This window comes from Paraburkholderia sp. D15, assembly GCF_029910215.1.
GTDB lineage: Bacteria > Pseudomonadota > Gammaproteobacteria > Burkholderiales > Burkholderiaceae > Paraburkholderia.
In genome coordinates, this window is sequence record NZ_CP110396.1 from 668,636 (window position 1) to 685,967 (window position 17,332).

16 protein-coding genes are annotated in these 17,332 nt (G+C 64.9%); 8 read left to right on the plus strand and 8 right to left on the minus strand.

Translation table 11 applies throughout. The features are described from left to right. Positions 1-50: 50 nt before the first annotated feature. Positions 51-377: a carboxymuconolactone decarboxylase family protein gene (locus LFL96_RS22740; RefSeq protein ID WP_281002953.1), complete on the minus strand. Its 327-nt coding sequence runs from the start codon at positions 375-377 to the stop codon at positions 51-53. 170 nt (positions 378-547) lie between these two features. Between LFL96_RS22740 and LFL96_RS22745 the strand changes: the two genes are divergently transcribed. Then, positions 548-1,441, plus strand: coding sequence for a LysR family transcriptional regulator (locus LFL96_RS22745; RefSeq protein ID WP_281002954.1), 894 nt, complete (start codon positions 548-550; stop codon positions 1,439-1,441). On the opposite strand, the gene LFL96_RS22750 is transcribed toward LFL96_RS22745, so the two are convergent. Beyond that, a complete protein-coding gene (locus tag LFL96_RS22750) occupies positions 1,438-2,310 on the minus strand; it encodes an aldo/keto reductase family oxidoreductase (protein ID WP_281002955.1) in 873 nt (290 codons plus the stop codon). The genes LFL96_RS22745 and LFL96_RS22750 overlap by 4 nt on opposite strands. A gap of 106 nt (positions 2,311-2,416) precedes the next feature. On the opposite strand from LFL96_RS22750, the gene LFL96_RS22755 reads away from it, so the two are divergent. Then, entirely contained in the window at positions 2,417-3,328 is a 912-nt protein-coding gene (locus tag LFL96_RS22755; protein WP_281002956.1) for a LysR family transcriptional regulator, read from the plus strand. Between the two features lie 14 nt (positions 3,329-3,342). On the opposite strand, the gene LFL96_RS22760 is transcribed toward LFL96_RS22755, so the two are convergent. After that, complete coding sequence (locus LFL96_RS22760) at positions 3,343-3,711, minus strand: response regulator (protein WP_281002957.1); 369 nt, start codon at positions 3,709-3,711, stop codon at positions 3,343-3,345. Positions 3,712-3,980: 269 nt separating this feature from the next. Between LFL96_RS22760 and LFL96_RS22765 the strand changes: the two genes are divergently transcribed. The 3 genes from LFL96_RS22765 (at position 3,981) to LFL96_RS22775 (ending at position 8,019) form a co-directional block, all read left to right on the plus strand. Next, positions 3,981-5,204, plus strand: a complete 1,224-nt coding sequence (locus LFL96_RS22765) for a sensor histidine kinase (protein ID WP_281002958.1) — start codon at positions 3,981-3,983, stop codon at positions 5,202-5,204. A gap of 520 nt (positions 5,205-5,724) precedes the next feature. Further along, positions 5,725-7,566, plus strand: coding sequence for a peptidase S10 (locus LFL96_RS22770; RefSeq protein ID WP_281002959.1), 1,842 nt, complete (start codon positions 5,725-5,727; stop codon positions 7,564-7,566). 60 nt (positions 7,567-7,626) lie between these two features. Next, positions 7,627-8,019, plus strand: a complete 393-nt coding sequence (locus LFL96_RS22775) for a 2-oxoglutarate dehydrogenase (protein ID WP_281002960.1) — start codon at positions 7,627-7,629, stop codon at positions 8,017-8,019. A gap of 172 nt (positions 8,020-8,191) precedes the next feature. Here LFL96_RS22775 and LFL96_RS22780 read toward each other — a convergent pair whose 3' ends face one another. Next, positions 8,192-8,611 (minus strand): hypothetical protein, encoded by a 420-nt coding sequence (locus LFL96_RS22780; RefSeq protein WP_281002961.1) that lies wholly within the window; start codon positions 8,609-8,611, stop codon positions 8,192-8,194. An 11-nt stretch (positions 8,612-8,622) separates the two neighbouring features. After that, positions 8,623-9,756: a hypothetical protein gene (locus LFL96_RS22785; RefSeq protein WP_281003838.1), complete on the minus strand. Its 1,134-nt coding sequence runs from the start codon at positions 9,754-9,756 to the stop codon at positions 8,623-8,625. A gap of 526 nt (positions 9,757-10,282) precedes the next feature. Between LFL96_RS22785 and LFL96_RS22790 the strand changes: the two genes are divergently transcribed. Beyond that, positions 10,283-12,640, plus strand: a complete 2,358-nt coding sequence (locus LFL96_RS22790; RefSeq protein WP_281002962.1) for a patatin-like phospholipase family protein — start codon at positions 10,283-10,285, stop codon at positions 12,638-12,640. A 47-nt stretch (positions 12,641-12,687) separates the two neighbouring features. Here the strand turns inward: LFL96_RS22790 and LFL96_RS22795 are convergent, their stop codons facing one another. The 3 genes from LFL96_RS22795 to LFL96_RS22805 form a co-directional block, all read right to left on the minus strand. Further along, entirely contained in the window at positions 12,688-13,815 is a 1,128-nt protein-coding gene (locus LFL96_RS22795; RefSeq protein WP_281002963.1) for an ATP-binding protein, read from the minus strand. A 13-nt stretch (positions 13,816-13,828) separates the two neighbouring features. Next, positions 13,829-14,593 (minus strand): alpha/beta fold hydrolase, encoded by a 765-nt coding sequence (locus LFL96_RS22800; RefSeq protein ID WP_281002964.1) that lies wholly within the window; start codon positions 14,591-14,593, stop codon positions 13,829-13,831. A gap of 191 nt (positions 14,594-14,784) precedes the next feature. Continuing rightward, positions 14,785-15,489: a response regulator gene (locus LFL96_RS22805; protein WP_281002965.1), complete on the minus strand. Its 705-nt coding sequence runs from the start codon at positions 15,487-15,489 to the stop codon at positions 14,785-14,787. Positions 15,490-15,694: 205 nt separating this feature from the next. Here LFL96_RS22805 and LFL96_RS22810 point away from each other — a divergent pair, with 205 nt between their 5' ends. Continuing rightward, the gene (locus tag LFL96_RS22810) at positions 15,695-16,666 is read left to right on the plus strand and encodes a DUF535 family protein (protein ID WP_281002966.1); all 972 of its coding nucleotides are present in this window, start codon (positions 15,695-15,697) and stop codon (positions 16,664-16,666) included. Between the two features lie 265 nt (positions 16,667-16,931). Further along, entirely contained in the window at positions 16,932-17,312 is a 381-nt protein-coding gene (locus LFL96_RS22815) for a DUF2917 domain-containing protein (protein ID WP_281002967.1), read from the plus strand. Positions 17,313-17,332 lie beyond the last annotated feature (20 nt).

Here is a 17,332-nt window from a genome sequence, read left to right on the forward strand (position 1 = left end):
CTCCCTGACTCGAATTTTGCGTGCGACATCACGCAACGCGGTGCGTCCGCTTAAGCGTCCCGTGCCGCGAAGACCTGACGCGCGACGCCGAGCGCCGTGCTGGCCGTCGGCCAACCCGAGTAGAACGCCAGATGCGTGATCAACTCGATCAGCTCGTCGCGCGATACGCCGTTATCGAGCGCCTTGCCCAGATGAAACGGCAATTCGTTCTGGCGATACAGCGCGACGAGACTGGCCACCGTCACGAGACTGCGCTCGCGTGGAGACAACCCCGGACGCTGCCAGACCTCGCCGAACAGCACCTTGTCGGTGTAGTCCGCGAGTGCCGGCGCGATATCGCCGAACGCCTTGCGTGCGGTGTCGGATACGTTCGTCATGCGCTGTTCTCCCTTTTTTCCCGTTCGTTTCGCGAGCGCGGTCGTCACGACCGGGACGGCGCCACCCGTGCGCCATGTCCGCTTGCTCGCGGGAAGTGCCCAATTTAAGCGCTGCGCGCGGTCGCGACTAGACGGTAGAATCGGCAAACACCCATGAGCGGGATTCATGAATGGCACGCGACAATCTGAACGACCTGCTGGCTTTTCTCGCGGTGGCGCGCGAGCGCAGTTTCACGAAAGCGGCCGCGCAACTGGGCGTGTCGCAATCGGCACTGAGTCACACGATCCGCGGACTCGAAACGCGGCTCGGCCTGCGCCTGCTCACCCGCACGACGCGCAGCGTCGCCCCGACGCCGGCCGGCGAGCGGCTGCTGACGACCGTCGGACCGCGCTTCGATGAAATCGACGAAGAACTCGCCGCATTGCGCGAGTTGCGCGACAAGCCGGCCGGCACGATCCGCATCACGAGCGACGAATATGCGGCCACCAGCCTGCTGCAACCGAAGCTGGCGCAACTGCTGCCCGGCTATCCGGACATCCGGATCGAACTGGTGGTGGATTACGGTCTGACCGATATCGTCGCGCAACGCTACGACGTCGGCATCCGCCTCGGCGATCAAGTGGCGAAAGACATGATCGCGGTACGCATCGCGCCCGATATGCGCATGGCGGTGGTCGGCGCGCCCACGTACTTCGTAAAGCGCAAACGGCCCAAAACGCCGCAGGATCTGACGGAGCACAACTGCATCAACTTGCGGCTACCGACCTACGGCGGTCTGTACGCGTGGGAATTCGAAAAGGCCGGGCGCGAACTGCAGGTGCGGGTCGATGGACAACTCGTGTGCAACGGCACGCAGCAGATGCTCGACGCCGCCCTGTCCGGCTGCGGCCTCGCCTACGTGCCCGAAGCGCTGGCACTGCCGCATGTCGCCGCGGGGCGGCTGAAGGCGCTGCTCAACGACTGGTGCCCGACGTTCCCCGGCTACCACCTGTACTACCCGAGCCGCCGCCAATCTTCGCGCGCGCTCGCGGTGCTGATCGACGCGTTGCGTTACCGGCCCTAGCGCGCGCCGCCGATCGCGTCCAGTTCGGCGCGAACCTCGTCGCCAAGCGTCAACTGCGCGGCCTGCAGGTTTTCGCGCAGATGCTGAACGCTCGACGTGCCCGGAATCAGCAGGATATTCGGCGCGCGTTGCAGCAGCCACGCGAGCGCGACCTGCATCGGCGTGGCCTTCAGCCGCGCGGCGATGTCGGACAGCGAGCTCGACTGGATCGGCGTGAAGCCCCCGAGCGGAAAGAACGGCACGTACGCAATACCCTGGCGCGCGAGGTCGTCGATCAACGCGTCGTCGTCGCGATGCACGAGGTTGTAGTGGTTCTGCACGCAGACCACGTCGGTCACGCGCTGGGCTTCGGCGATCTGCGCGGCCGTCACGTTGCTCAACCCGATATGGCGGATCAGACCGCGCTGCTGCAGTCCGGCGAGCACTTCGACATCCTTGCCGATCGATCCTTCCGACGGTTCGTGAATACTGCCCATGACCCGCAGGTTGACGACGTCGAGCACATCGAGGCCGAGATTGCGCAGATTGTCGTGCACGCCGCGCTCGATCTGCGCCGGCTCGAAGGCCGGCAGCCAGCCGCCTTTATCGTCGCGGATCGCGCCGATCTTGGTGACGATCGTGAGGTCGTCCGGATATGGATGCAGCGCCTCGCGGATGATCTGGTTGGTCACGTGCGGCCCGTAAAAGTCGCTCGTGTCGATATGGTCGACGCCCGCGGCCAGCGCCTCGCGCAGCACCGCGACCGCCGCCGCGCGATCCTTCGGCGGCCCGAATACGCCCGGGCCGGCCAGTTGCATCGCGCCATAGCCCATGCGGCGCACGCTGCGGCCGGCCAGCGCGAACGTCTCGGCGAAAGTGGAATTCGACATGCTGCTCTCCTTGAATGTGTGAGGTCTGAGCGCAGTATGGTCGCGTTGCGTTGTTGAATAAACCGGTCTAACGTGTACGGGTTGTTCAACAATGTGCACAGTGACCATGGAATTGAACGATCTCGCCGCCTTCGTTTCGGTGGCCCGTGCCGGCGGCTTTCGCGATGCGGCGCGCAGCAGCGGCGTGTCCGCGTCGAGTCTGAGTATCGCCGTGCGCCGTCTCGAAGCGAAGCTCGAACTGCGCCTGCTCAATCGCACCACGCGCAGCGTCGCGCCGACCGAGGCCGGCCTGCGTCTGCTGGAAAAACTCACGCCGCTATTCGGCGAAATGGAAGCCGCGCTGGACGTGCTCAACGGCTTTCGCGACAAACCGACCGGCACGCTCCGGCTCAACGTGCCGTCGAGCGCCGCGCGCATCGTGCTGCCCACGGTGATCGCGCCGTTCCTGAAGACGTATCCCGACATCCGCATCGAGATCGTCGTGGAAGACGGTTTCGTCGACGTGCTGTCGATCGGTTGCGACGCCGGTATCCGCTACGACGAACGGCTCGAACAGGACATGATCGCGGTGCCGATCGGCCCGCGCGTGCAGCGTTTCGCGACCGCCGCGTCGCCCGCCTATCTGGACGCGCGCGGCCGTCCGCGACATCCGCGTGAATTGCTGGAGCACGCGTGTCTGCGCGGTCAGTTTTCCGGCGGGGCGTCGCCCACGTGGTATTTCGAGCGCGCCGGCGAGCTGCTGCAACTGAACCCGTCCGGGCCGCTGCTGGTGCGGCCCGGCGCGGCGATCGACCTCGCGGTCAGCGCCGCGGTCGCCGGGCTGGGCGTGATTCATCTGTTCGAGGAGATGTTGCGCCCGCATCTGGACAGCGGTGCGTTGGAGCCGATTCTGGAACCGTGGTGGCAGACGTTTTCCGGGCCGTTTCTCTACTATCCGGGGCGCCGTCACCTGCCCGCGCCGCTCAGGGCGTTCGTCGATTTTCTGAAGGCCAGCCACGAGGCGGGGGAAAACGGCTGAGCGAACCCGCTGCCTCAGTGCCCCTGGCGGCACAGCTGCTCGACGGTGGTCAAAAACAGTTCCGCGCCCACCGGCTTGCGCAAGCAGGCATCCCAATGCTTGCCCTTGCCGTCGGGCGGCGGCACGGCGGTATGGATCAGGATCGGCACTTTGGCCAGTTCCGGCATCGCCCGCAGGCGCCGGCACAATTCCGCGCCGTCCATGAGCGGCATCATCCAGTCGGTGACGATCAGGTCGGGAATCGCGGGCATCGCGGCCGCGACCCGCGCGACCGCGTCCACACCGTTGCTCGCGCAACCGACTTCGTAACCTTCGTTTTCGAGTATGAGCCGCCAGGCCGTCAAAATTTCCGGCTCGTCGTCCACTAACAGGATTGAATGCATCAGGGTCGCCGGTAAAGATCTTTATCGTCTGCTTACGTTCCCGCAAGCGGTGTTCCACAATCCAGAACGACGGCGATATGATGCAATTTGCCGGCCGCCGGGGCTTGCCCGGGCGGCAAATCCGGGCACCGTGCCCGCCGGCCAACCCTCGCGTTGTTTCCAGTCGCCTCGTCGTTCGATCGCGGATCGCGTTCATCGCCCCCGGTCGCGAGCGTCCAGAATGATTCGAGCCGATGCAGGTTGTAGAAACTTCAACGCAACGCACCATCATGGCCGAGACCCTTGTCAGCCCGCTGCGCAATTTCGCCGAATTCGTCCGCAGCGAACGGACCCGCTTCACCGAACAATGGATGAAAGCCGTTTTCGGCGACGACGAACTCGTCGAAGCGGACAAACTGACCTACCAGCAACTCGCCGACCATCTGCCGGAAATTCTCGAAGGGTTGTGCAGCGCACTCGATCTCGAAGACCTCGAACGGGTCGAGCCGGTCATCGAACGCGATGCGAGAAAACACGGCAACGTGCGCTGGCGCCAGGGCTACCGGATCGAGGAGCTGGTGCGCGAACTCGATCTGTTTCACCAGGTGCTCGCCGACGCACTGGACGAATTTGCCGAACGCGACCGCGCATTCACCCGGCGTCACGAGCGGCGCGCGCGCCGTCTGATCGCCGAGGCGCTCAGCGTGGTCACGCTCACGTCGATCAAGGAAGTGGTCAGCGAACGCGACCGCAAGATCGACGAATACACCGGCCGGCTCGAACGCGCGAATCACGAACTGACGCTGAAACAGCGGCTCGTCGGCGAACTCTACGAATCGCGCATGCAGATTACCCGTAGCGTGGTCCACGATCTGCGCAATTTTCTGAACGCGTTTTCCATCGCGTTGCAACTGATCGGCCGCGCACCCGCGAAAGCGGACAGCGCGTTGGCGCTCGCGAACCGGCAAGCGGTCGACATGAAACAGCTCGTCGATCAGATGGTCGAGTACTCGGTCGTGCTCGGCGACGGCGCGCCGCTCGTCGCCGAACCGGTGGACCCGCGCGAGCTTTTCGACGAGCTCGTGGCGTCGTCGCGTCCGTCGATCGAGGCCAAGGGTTTGAAGCTGCGCACGGTGTTCGATCCGGCCGTGCCCACCGTGATATCCAACCGGCTGAAGCTCAAACAGATCGCGGTGAATCTGCTGTCCAACGCGACCAAATACACCCGCTCCGGCGAGATCGAATTCGGCTTCGCGATGGCCGGCGCAGACCACTGGTCGATCCGCGTCGCGGACACCGGCGAAGGCATCGCCCTCGCGGATGCCGACCGCGTGTTCGACGAATTCGAACGCGCGGCGGGCGAGGATATTCCGGGCACCGGTCTCGGCCTCGCGATCGTCAAGGAACTGTGCCGCGTGCTGAATGGCCAGATCGATTTTGTTTCGCGTCCCGGCGTGGGCACCACCTTCGACATCCGCTTTCCGCTCGTATTGCAAATCGACGAAACGCAATAGCGAAGTCGTCCGGGATATTTTCCGGTTGATTGCGCAAACCTTCTTTATCAATGCAATCTGATGCAGTGCGGCAATTAATTATTACATTTAACAAACTATTATATTTACAGAATGTAATTATTAAACCGCATGCGTCCGGATAGCGCGCATAGCCGCTCAGGCCTTTAGATTCAAGCTTCCGATATTCAAATTACGTAATTTCGATAAACGCTTGACAAGGTCATGGCAGGTCGCCTATTTTTCTCCTGCCGCAGATATTACGAATTCTTACCCAGCGAACTTCACGGAAATTTTTTCCGGGAAACGTCGTTTTATTCAATTCGTATATTTCGTTATTTCACGTATTAAGCATGGCATTTTTTAATGCCGTTGCATCAGTACGTCTGTCGCTTTTCAAGTCGTTTGCTGTCCACTAAAAACACGCCGGCGATGCATCGAAAATAATTCCAGGCCCGATGCAAATTCATCCGCGAAGAGACCCTTTGTGAAACGGTAGCTGAACCCTCCACCAAGGAATGAGATGAAACGACACGAGCGTCTTAGAGGCAAGAACCCTCTGCGCCAGCGTAAGCTGCCGGCCCTGGGGACTGTAGCGGTCGCGGCCCTGCTGCTCGCCGGTTGCGGCGGCGGCGACGGCAGTTCGTCCAGCGGCGCCGCGGCGAGCATGAAGCAGACTCCGGCGGGCCAGCAGCTCAATGCCCAGGCCAATGCGCAGTCGCAGGCGCCGGGCGCCAACCAGACTTACATCGACCCGGTCGCCTACTCGCTGAACGCCGGCGACGGCCTCTCGCCCTCCCAGGTCTCGGAGAAGGCGGCGGTCATGCATTACCAGTGGACCCAGGGCAAGACCCCGATCAACTACACGACCACCACCGGTCACCTGACCGCGACGGACGCGAGCGGCAATCCGGAAGCGTCGATGTCGTACGTCGCGTACACGGTGCCGAGCACGAACGGCGCGCCGCGTCCCGTCACCTTCGTCTATAACGGCGGCCCGGGTTCGTCGTCGATCTGGCTGCGGCTCGGCTCGTTCGCGCCGACCCGCGTGGCCACGCCCGATCCGGTGTTCGGCAACTGGCCGAACTATCCGCTGGTCGACAACAAGGACAGCCTGATCGACACCACCGACATGGTCTTCATCGACCCGCCGGGCACGGGCCTGTCCGAAGCGGTGCTGCCGAATACGAACCAGAAGTACTGGACCACCGACACCGACGTCGACATCATGCGCGACTTCATCCAGCGCTATCTGACGGTCAACAATCGCGCCAGCTCGCCGATCTATCTGTACGGCGAGTCGTACGGCACGCCGCGTACCGACATGCTGGCGCTCGCGCTCGAATCGGCCGGCGTGCATCTGACGGGCATCGTGCTGCAGTCCGCGATCCTCAACTATTTCGCGGATGCGATCGAGGCCGTCGCGATCACCAACTCGACAAGCGCGCTCGCGCTGGACACGGACACGCTGGCCGGCTACTTCCCGGGCTATGCGGCGGTTGCCGCGTACTACAACCAGGCATCGCCCGCGCCGCTCAGCCAGGGCCTCTACGCGTTACAGACGAGCCTGTTCGTGACCGCCGAGTACAGCCGTCTGAAGCGCTACTCGCAGGCCTGGGTGCTGAGCCAGCTCGGCGCGCCGAATGCGCTCGGCAAGCCGGTGTTGCCGAACGACAAGACGCTGCAGGCATGGACCATTCCGTCCGGTCTGACGATGCAGGCGCTGCAAGGCTACTTCAACGTCAACGGCTTCTCGACGAGCCTGCTGCCCGGCACGACGATCGGCCGCTACGACGGACGCGTGTCGCTGCCGAATTCGGACCCGCGTCTGCAGAGCGACGGCGATCCGTCCGACATCCTGATCTCGCAGCCGTTCACCAACGCGCTCGCGACGCAGATGCCGGATTACCTCGGCTACACCGCGCCGAACGCGACCTACATGCCGCTGAACGACAACATCATCGAGGTGTGGAATTTCTCGCACGACGGCCAGCCGATGCCTGACACGATCCCCGATCTGCTGGGTGCGCTGACGCTGAATCCGAAGCTGAAGGTGTTGTCGGAAAACGGCTTCCACGATCTGGCCACGCCGTTCTTCAATACGGAGAAGCAACTCGCGCGTCTGCAGACGGTGCCGGGCATCAATCCGGATCTGCAGGTCAACTTCTTCCCGGGCGGCCACATGATCTATCTGGACGACACCGCCCGTCCGGCGATGAAGCGCGATCTGGTGCGCTTCTATCGCGGCACGCCGATGCCCGATGCGCTCTCGCTGTGGACACTGCCGACCCCGTGGCGCGACGAAAGTCCCGCCAGCGAGCCGACCGCCACGGCCAGCGCGGGCACGCAACTGCCGTCGCAATGAGCGGCCCGGCGGATGGGCGTGAATCGCGATACCCTAATCAATCAAATCCTGTGAGCCATCATGTCTCTTATCAATAGATTGCGGCGTCTTTCCCCGTTGCTGGCCGTCGTCGGCCTGATCGGCAGCGCGCATGCGTTGCCGCCGCAGGCGGTGGCGCCGGCCACGCCGCCGAGCGGCGCGCATGGCGTCGACGGTCCGTTCTTCCCGCAGAACCGGGCGGTGCCGGTTGCGCCGTCCACCGGCACCGCGTTGCAGCAGCAGGCGCAGCAACGGCTGGAGGCGCGCCTGGGCGCCAATGCCGCGCTGAGCAACGGCGCGGCGGTCACGAAGACGCAGGCGCAAAGCGAAGGGCTCGGCTATGTCGCGAAGCACTTCGATCAGATCGACAGCAGCCATAAAGGCAGCGTGACGTTGAGCGACGTGAAGCAGTATCTGCAGCAGCAGGGACGTTGATTGCATCGCTCACGGCTCGTTGGTTCGTTGCTCGCTGGTTCGATCGATGAAGCGCTCGCTCAGTCGCTGACCGCGTCGCTAGCTGAATCGCCGGCGAAGTCGCCGGCCTGGTGGCGAAGTTAGCAACGGTACGGACACAGCGTGACTGCTACCTCCAACGCTCCCGGTTCCGTCAGGAATCGGGAGCGTTTTCATTGGCGAGGCCCGCGCCAACCTCATCCCCTGTTCCTTTGACGCGCGACAGACACGCGCTCATCGCACCGCCCGGTTCGTTCAAACCGCGCATCATGACCTCGGACGCCTTGCCGTCGCGTCGCGCCAGTTCGGCGAGATCGAGCAGCGCGGCGTAACGCGCCGCACAATCCTGCGACGTCTGAAACTCGCGCAGCACCCGGCGCGGTTCAGCGCGAGCCGCCATGAAACGGCTCGCCGCGATCGCCAGGCCCGCCGCGACGACGATGGTCGCGAACGCGCCGGTTTTGCGCCAGGCGCTGGTTGCGGATACGTCGAGCGGCAGTTCAGGCATGTGATGGGACGCGTCGATCGATGCGCGACGCCGGCGCATGGCGTTCAGCCAGTTCTTGACTTGCATGGCGTACCTCATCAGGACCAGTGCGCCGGCACCCAGACATTGCCGACCCAGTGCCCAGGCACCCACACGACCGGACGCGGCGCCGGGGCGACATAGACCGCGCGCGGAGCGACGTACACGGCACGCGGTACGGGCGGCGGCGCGTAGACGACCACCGGTTTCGGCGGAACGTAGACGACCGGCGGCGCGACCACGATCGGCTTCGGCGGCACATAGGCCACGGGTGGCGGCACGACGATTACCGGCTTGGGTGGCGGCACGACGACAACCGGCTTGGGCGGCACATAGGCGACCGGCGGTGGAGGCGGCACGACTACGACGGGCGGCGGCACGTAGGCGACAGGCGGCGGCGGAGCGACGACCACGGGCGGAGGCACCACGGCCACGACCGGAGGCAGAGGCGGCGGGGGCACCACCACCGGCGGCGCCACGACCACCGCGCCACCCGTCGCGACCACGGTCCCGCTCGACGTCACCGTATTGCCGTGCACGCCGGTGACGCTGGTCGACGTCGTCACGACGCCGGGCGCGACCCGTGTCGCCGTACCCGCATGCTCGACGGTGCCGCCGTTCGCGCCCGTGACGGTACCGGAACGCGAACACGTCGAACCCGCGCAGTTCGTCGATGCCGAATGGTCGACCGTGTTGCCGTTCGCCCCCGTGATCGAACCGGACGACGAGTATTGCCCCGGCCCGTTTCTCGTCACCTCGCCGGAAGTCGTCGCGGTCTTGCCGTCCGGTCCGGTCAGCGTGCCGGTATGCGAGCACGTGCCGCCCGCGCAACTGGTATCGCCTGCGTGCTGGACCGAATTGCCATAGCGTCCAGTCGCGGTGCCCGAGTTCGAGAATTGCCCAGGCGCGGTACGCGTGACAGTCCCGGTGTTGGTCGCGAGACCGCCGTAGGGACCGACCACGCCGCCCGCATGCGAGCAGCTACCGCCGCCGCACGAGCCGAACCGCGCGCCGTTGTATGTACCGCGCGATGTATAGGCGGTGCCGTGCTGCGACCACGCGAAGGCCGACGCGCTGCCGAACGCGCATGCGGTGACGGTCGCGCCGAGCACTAACTTGCGCAGCGCGTCACGCAGCGACGAAGCCAGCGAAACCTGGGAAACCTGGAAAGCCGAGGAATGCGAAGCAGGCAAAACAGCCGCAACAGGCGACGTTTGCGCAACCGCCTGAGCGCCGACAGATATGAGGAATGAGCGTTTTTTCACGGGATGTCCTTCGTGGATTCGGGCCACGGCGGACAGTGCGGCGTGGCGACGAACGGACTATAGAAGGATGCCTCGGTGTTATCAGCAACGAAGATATGTCGCCCTGTTTCACCGCGAAGCCGCCCCGCGCGACAAGGGTTTGCGGGCGTTTTTCGGCGACCGTGACATCTCCCGACATGGATTGGCAGCGGCAGGAGACCGGCGGTATCGCCTTCGCTTGCCGCGTCTAGCATTCGTTCGTGCCAGCCCCGGCTAGCCCGGCGCGCTTTCTACCGACGCCTGGTCAACCGCCTACCGCGCACCGCCCGCTATGCGCGCACCAAGCTGATGAAAACACCCCACTTCGCTTGCAAGCCGCCTACGTTTTTCCGAAAACGCGGGCTTATGCGAAATCCGCTGTTTTTACCGCTGTAAAACCATGTAATCTCTCGGTTTTCTTCAAGCCGCAGAACCGATGAACCGCGTGTTGGCCCGTCCTTTACGACAACAAAAACAGAACGCGCCCCGCACGCGCCGCCGGTCACTCGCTCATCAACTGCGCAGCACCGCGGTACTGCTGGCGGGCGGCTTCGCTGCAATCGCCATATTCGCGCGTCCCGCGCACGCCGTCGACCTTGCCTGCCAGACCGTGGGCGGCCCATCCGGCCGCCCGGCGGTCGGCCTCGTGCTGTCCGGCGGCGGCGCGCGCGGCTACGCGCACCTGGGCGTCCTGAAGGTTCTCGAGGAAAACCGCATTCCGGTGGACTGTATCGCCGCGACCAGCATGGGCGCGGTGGTCGGCGGTCTGTACGCGAGCGGGATGACCGCGCAGGACATGCAGAACCGCCTGTCGGGCGTCAACCTGGCCGACATCGCGTTCGACGTCACCGAGCGCGCGGATCTCCCGCAATCGCGCCGCGAGGACGAGCGCCTGTACGTGAACAGTCTCGCCCTCGGGTACGGCGCCAACGGTTTCCGCCTGCCGGTCGGCCTCGTGCAGGGCAACCGTCTGCAGGCGCTGTTGCAGGACTGGACCGCGGCGGTGCCGGGCAACGTGCGCTTCGACCGCTTGCCGATTCCGTACCGCGCGATCGCCACCGACTTGCGCACCGGCGAGAAGGTCGTGCTCGACCACGGTTCGTTACCGCAGGCGATTCGCGCGAGCATGGCGCTGCCCGGTCTGTTCGCGCCGGCGGACATCGACGGGCGCACGCTGGTGGACGGCGGCATCGTCAGCAATCTGCCGATCGAAACGGCGCGCGATATGGGCGCCGGCGTCGTGATCGCGGTCGACATCGGCTCGCCGCTGCGTCCGCTCGACGCGCTCGCCTCGCCCGCCGACGTGATGCAGCAGATGATCGGCATTCTGATTCACCAGAACGTCGCGCGGCAGCGCGAGCAGTTGCAGTCCGGCGATGTGCTGATCCAGCCCGCGCTCGGTTCGCTGAGCTTCACCGATTTCGCCAACGCGAGCCAGGCGATCGCGGCGGGCGCGGCCGCCACGCGCGCGATGCTGCCGCAACTCCAGCACCTCGCCCTTTCGCCGGCCGACTACGCCGCCTGGCGCGCGCGGCACAGCGCATCCATCGCGCGGCCGGTCCGCATCACGCAGATCGATATCGAGTCGCACGGCGCGGTGCCCGAATCGCGCATTCGCTCCGCGCTGCACGTGAAACCCGGCGACGTCTACGATCCCGTCGCGCTGAACAAGGACCTGCTGGCGCTCACCACCGCGGGCGACTTCGACAGCGTGAACCAGCAACTCGTCGACGATGGCGACCAGCACAAGCTCGTGATCAACGCCCATGAAAAAACGTGGGGTCCGAATTTCCTGCTGTTCGGTCTGGGCCTGTCGAGCAGTTCGACGGATGAAGGCGGCTACCGCCTGCACCTCGGATATCGCCGCCCGTGGCTGACCGAATCCGGTCTCGAAGGACGGGTGGACAGCACGGTCGGTAGCGACCTGATCGACCTGCATGCCGAGCTGCGTCAGCCGCTGTCCAGCTCGTTCGGCTACTACGTCGCGCCGTACGTGGATTTTCAGCGCCGCTACGCGAACATCTACAACGATTCGGGCGACGTCAAGTACACCCAATATCTGTTGCAGACCGAACGCGTGGGTCTCGACTTCGGCCTGCCGCTCGCGCGGCTCGGCGATTTCCGGATCGGCGTCGCGTATGCGCACGGTTACGGTTCGCCGCGCTACAACCTGCCGATCGACGACGGCGACGACGGCGGCCCGAATTCGCCGCTGCTGTTCCCAGACATCTCCGGCCGGCAGCTCAGCGCCCGCGCGCGGCTCGTGATCGATCAGCTCGACGATCCGCTGTTTGCACGCAAGGGGTATTTCGGCGAGCTGCGCGCCGAGCGTTCGCTGTTCGCCGGCGACGACAGCTTCACCGAGGTCTACGGCAAGGCGCTGGTCGCCGCGAGTTACGGACGGCACAGCATCAACGCGAGCATCGAGGGCGGCAACGACTTTGGCGGCACCAATCTGACCAATCCGTTCGGCTTCACACTCGGCGGCTTCCAGCATCTGTCCGCGTATGCCGCCGATCAACTGTCGGGCAACTCGATGGTGTTCGGCCAGGTCACCTATATGAATCAGCTCGCCACCTTCAACGCGTCGCCGATTCGCGGCTTGTTCGCGGGCCTGAGTCTCGAAGCCGGCAACGTGTGGAACCGCGATTCCGATTTCGGCAGCGGACCGTTAAAGCGCAGCGTGACGATTTTCACCGCGGTGACCAGCTCGTTCGGACCGATGTATCTGGGTGTCGCGTTCGCACCGGGCGGCCGCAGCAACTTCTATTTCCAGCTCGGCCATACCTATTGAGCGTGACGGGCGCGGCGTAAAGCGTGGCGGCACACCCGCGCCGCGAATCACGTCGTGCCGACCGGCCAGCTGATTTCGAAGCGCGCGCCGCCGAGCACCACCGGGTCCGTCACGCCGATGCGGCCGCGATGCGCACGCAGCACCTGCTGCGTGATCGCGAGCCCAAGACCGTAGCCGCCGGTCTGCCGGTCGAGCCGCACGAAGGCATCGAAGATGCGTTCGCGCTGTTCGGGCGGAATGCCCGCACCGTCGTCTTCCACGTAGATTTCCACATTGCCGTGCCGCACGCTCAGCCCGACCATGATGCGCGAGGCGGCGTATTTGCTGGCATTGCGCAACAGATTGCGCATGGCGTACGACATCAAGCGCTTGTCCATCACCACGCGCATCGCGGCGTCGACCTCGTTGCTCGGGACGATCTGGCGGTCGGCGTAAAGCAGCGTCGCATCGGTGATCTGGCTGTCGAACCATGCGGCGAGCGAGGTCGCTTCGAGATTCGATTGCAGCGAACTGTATTCGAGCCGCGCATAGGTCAGGCTCATGTCGATCAGTTCGTCGAGTTCGGTCACGTCCTGATCGATGCTCGCCAGCGCGCTTTCGTATTCGGCGGCCGAGGCCGGCTCGCGCAGACTCTCCAGCGCGAAACGCACGCGCGCGAGCGGCGTGCGCAACTCGTGGGAGATACCGTTGGTGAGTTCGCGCTGCGCGGCGATCAGACGTTCCATGCGCTGGGCCAGCGCGTTCAGCGTGCGCGCGAGCGGACCGATGATCGTGCTGTACGATTCGCGCGCTCTTGTATTGAAGCGCCCGCCGGTGAAATCGATCGCGCGTTCGCGGACCATCACCAGATCGAGCCAGACGGGCCGCATCCAGCGATACGCGACGACAGCGGGCAACAGCAGCGTCACGATCGCGATCGGCAATGCGACGCGCAACGTGACGAATGTTTGCCAGAGCGAAGGGGTAGCGCGCGCGGTGAACCCGAGCACGAGGAGCGCGGCGCCGAGCACGAGCGCGGTGAGCGTCAGCAGCCGCGTGTAGACCCGCAGATAAAGCCGTGACCAGCTCGGAATACGGTCCGCGCGCGTGTCGGTCCACGAGCGGCGGAAATGCAGCCAGCGCCATTTGCAATAGCGGTACGGGTTGAGTTTTTTTGGCGCCTCGGCGTGTGGCATCGTTCTCTCTTTGCTACGACGCCGCAATCGACGCCCCTTGAACGAACGCCATGGTTCGTTCCGCGACCGTGTCGCGCTCGTTGTCCAGTGTGATCATGTGGTAGCTGTCGGTCAAGCGCACCAGCGTCACCGAACGGCTGGCGAGATTGTCGCAGACGAACTCCGCCGAGCGAATACTCGTCACTTCATCTTCTTCCGAATGCATGACGAGCGTGTCGCAGGTGACGCGCGAAAGCGCACGCTTCGCCTCGAAGCGCATCCAGTCCACCTGCTCGATCGCGGCGAGCGGCACATACGGGTAATGCACGCCGCTGCCCTTCTGCAGATGCCGGCGGATCAGATTGCGGATACGCGCGTTCTTGATGCCGAACGGCTCGCCTTCCGGCACGCGGATCAACCGGCGCAGCCCCGGCACGCAGTACAGCAGATAACGCAGCGGACGCAACCGCGAGCCGCCCCAACCGTCGAGGAACAACGGCGGCGACAGCAGGATCAGGCGGCCGTGGGTCATCTTTTCGCGCGCGCTCAGCATCACCGCGAGCAACGCGCCCATCGAGATGCCGGCCACGTCGACGCGCTCGTAACGGGTCGACAACTCGCGATAGGTGCGGCTCAGCAGCTTCATGTAGTCACTCAGCGTCACGCCGCTCAACGCGCCGGGATTCGAACCGTGTCCCGGCAGCGACGGCAGATGCACGTCGCAGCCGATCTGCTCGAACTTGCGGTCGAGCGTGCCGAAATCATGGCGTGTGCCGCCCAGCCCGTGGATCATCAGCACGGCATGGCGGGAGAGAGGAGAAACGCAGGCGGACATCGCAAGACCAGTCGAAGGACAAGGCTGCGATACTAGTCGCGCGAGGCGCGCGCGACTGTCGATTTGCTGGTGCGATTGTGGAGTTTTGTCGCGCCGGATTTCCGGCGGTTACGCGATTGCGGGGTGACGGAGCGGCTGAGTGACGCGGCGCCGGGTCAATCCCACGCCAGTTTGCTGAACTGATAGCCCTTGCCGCGCACGGTCTTGATCCGCTGCGGCGTGCTTGCGTCGTCGTGCAGCTTGCGGCGCAGCTTGGAGATGCCGCCGTCGATCGTCCGGTCGAGACCGTCGAACTCGATGCCGCGTAGCTGCCGCATCAGATCGTCGCGGCTCACCACTTCTCCCGCGCAACTGACGAGCGCCCACAACAGGTCGAATTCCGCCGAGGTCAGCTCGGGCAGACTGCCGTCCGGCAGCCTGACCGAGCGGCTGGCCCGATTGATCTCGAACTTGCCGAACACGTAGCGCTCCGGCTGCGCCGCCTCCGGCGCGCGCGCGCCGACGCGGCGCAACTGCGCCTTGATGCGCGCGAGCAGCACGCGCGGTTCGACCGGCTTGTGCACGTAGTCGTCGGCGCCGAATTCGAGGCCCAGCACTTCGTCGAACTGCTCGTCGCGCGCGGTCACCATGATGATCACGCCGTCGTACTGTTCGCGCGCCTCGCGGCAGATCTGGAAGCCGTCCTTGCCCGGCAGATTGACGTCGAGAATCACCAGGTCCGGGCGACGCTTGAGAATGGCCGGCACCGCGTCGTTGCCGTGCAGCACCGTCTCGACCTCATAGTCGTGTTTGCGCAGATAGCCGGCCACCAGCTCGGAGAGGCGGTCATCGTCTTCGATAAGGAGGATCCGGAAAGGCATGGTGCGGGTGCTTCGAGCAAGTCGTTCAGGTCGGATGGAATGCCGCGCGGCGCGACACGCCGCGTTCGACGCACAGCATAGCCGATGCGCGCTACATCATGCGACAGATGCGACAAAACTCGACAAAGCGCCCGGCAATTTCGACAGGGCCAATCGATGCGAGTCGCTAGCATCGCCCCGGTTGAAACAGGCCAAGGAGTTTGCCGTGTCGACCGTCTCCAACCCACGCCCGCGGCCAGCATGGCTCGCGCGTCTCCACGCTTCGTTCGCGGCAGTCCAGCAAGCCGCCCATGCACTGTATCCCGGCACCAGCGTCTTTCATCGCTGGCGGCGCGCCCGTCTGTGGCTGCGCTCGCTGGTGTGCTGGCGCGCGACCCAGGTGTGGCTCGGGCGCTGCGCGATATCGCCGCTGCGCGACCTGGTGCAACGCCACCCGACCGCGCTCGAACGGATGCACCGGCCGTTCCTGCATAGCCGCTTCAGTGCGCGCGAGCGGCTGGCCGCGAGCCTCGACCATCACGCGTTGACCCAGCAGCGCGCGCCGCTGCTCGCCGCGCGGATCGCCGCGATGGGCTCGGCGCAGATCGCGTCGTTCACGATCGGCGCGGAACGCTGGTACGTGTCGCTCGAATCGATCGAACAATTCCAGAAGGAAGGCGACTGGACCCTGTGCATTCGCGACGGACGCGATCAGCGGGTCGTCTCCTGTACCTTCAGCCTCGCGTATCTCGGCGGCAAGGTGCGGCGGCCCCGGTTGTGCATCGGCTCGGTGCAGGGCCCGGACCGCAACGTCAACGGCCGCGAACTGTTCCGCGCGCTAACGCGCCGCTGGCACGGACTGCGGCCGAAGGTGCTGGTGATCTACCTCGCGCAGTGCGTGGCGGCGTCGCTGAATGCGGGCGGCACCTTCATCGTGTCGAAGCAGGCGCATATCTATGCGAACTGGCGCTACTGTCTGCGCAAGCGCCGCGTGGCCGCCGACTACGACGGCCTGTCGCTCGAATGCGGCGCGCTCGCGCGCTGGAACGGCTGGTTCGTGCTGGCGCCGCCGTTGCGCTATCTGGCCGAGCATCAAGGCAGCGACACCGGCAATGCGTTGAAGCGCAAACGCTATGCGCTGCGCAGCGCGCTCACCGCACAGATCCGGATGAACGTCGCCGCGAGTCACGCGCGATGAACTACGTGAACACGTCGAACGCGCAACGCGTTTGCAGTTGACAAGCCCTGCGGCAAAACGGCACACTCATCGGCATGTTGACGCACATCCTCATCGCCACGGCGAATAAACACCATACGCGAGCCTTCATCGGCTGGCCATTGGGAGTGCGTGCGCGTTAGCAGCTGAATCTGCAAACAAGTCCCAAAGGCCCCGCCGGTAACGGAAGGGGCCTTTTGTTTTGTGGGCGCCTCCTCCGTCAACCGGTTCGACAACGGAGAGGAAGATGGAGCAGGCAAGCCCGCAGTGCATGGATGAGGGCGCGCAACCGGTTGCGCATCAGCAGGACGAACATCCCGCGAAGATGGTCGTGCATTTTTCGGTCGCGCCGGGCGCGACGCTCACGTGGCGCATCGACGTGGACAGCACGCTGACCGTGCAAGGCGCGCGTCTGTGGATCACGCGCATCAATTTTCCGTACGACTACTGGCTCGACCCGGGACACACGTTGCGTTTGCAACGAGGCGAGCGCATCTGGCTGAGCTGCGAGGACACGCGGGCTGCGCGCGTGTCGTTGAGCTGCACGTTGCCGGCGAAACGCGGTGTGTTGCATCGCTGGCTCGGGCGGCTCGCGTGGCTGAGTCTCGGGCCGCCGACGCCGCGCTAGCGGCGGGCAACCACGCGCCT